Source organism: Mycobacterium sp. E3298, assembly GCF_001666895.1.
Classification (GTDB): Bacteria; Actinomycetota; Actinomycetes; order Mycobacteriales; family Mycobacteriaceae; genus Mycobacterium.
The window spans coordinates 1-526 of sequence record NZ_LZJB01000328.1 but is presented as its reverse complement, the minus strand read 5'-3'; the positions used below and the strand labels follow the sequence as shown (position 1 = coordinate 526).

Annotated in this window: 2 protein-coding genes; one reads left to right on the top strand and one right to left on the bottom strand. The window is 68.3% G+C overall.

Annotation, left to right across the window (positions count from 1 at the left end; genetic code table 11):
• Positions 1 to 170: TetR/AcrR family transcriptional regulator (locus tag A9X05_RS15270; protein ID WP_156736743.1), on the bottom strand; the 170-nt coding region annotated here is incomplete at its 3' end.
• A gap of 142 nt (positions 171 to 312) precedes the next feature.
• On the opposite strand from A9X05_RS15270, the gene A9X05_RS15265 reads away from it, so the two are divergent.
• Positions 313 to 526 (top strand): TetR/AcrR family transcriptional regulator (locus A9X05_RS15265; protein WP_156736741.1); only part of this gene is annotated, 214 nt, incomplete at its 3' end.

The following is a 526-nucleotide window of genomic DNA, read 5'->3' as shown; positions in this document are numbered from 1 at the left end:
AAGTAGTTGTAGAGGCTGGCGCTGGTGACATCCGCGGTGCGGGCAATCTCGCGAATCGTGGCTCGCGAGTAGCCCACCGTCGCCACACAGCGCATGGTGGCCACGATGATCCGCTGGCGGGTCTCCTCACCGCTGGCGCCGACGGGGCGTCCCCGCTGCGCCCGCGTCACCGTGTTCTCCGCACTCGCGCGTCCCGTCCGCAGGCTCTCGGCGCCTGACAGTGTCGAATATAATCGAGTGATCGATTTATTCGGGGTTCGTGCGGAGGTGCGCGGTGCGTGAGGGACGGGACGGCGGCGCGTGCCGTCCCGCATGAGCGCCCGGCCCTCGCGATTGGGGCGCCCGGTGGGCGCCGACGGCGAACAGACCCGCACGCGCATCATCACCGCGGCGATGCGCACTGTGGCCGAGATGGGCTACTCCCGCACCACGATTCGCGAGATTGCCCGCACCGCGGATGTCACCAGCGCCAGCCTCTACAACTACTTTCCGAACAAGGCGGAGCTGATCAAGGCGGCGATCGCGG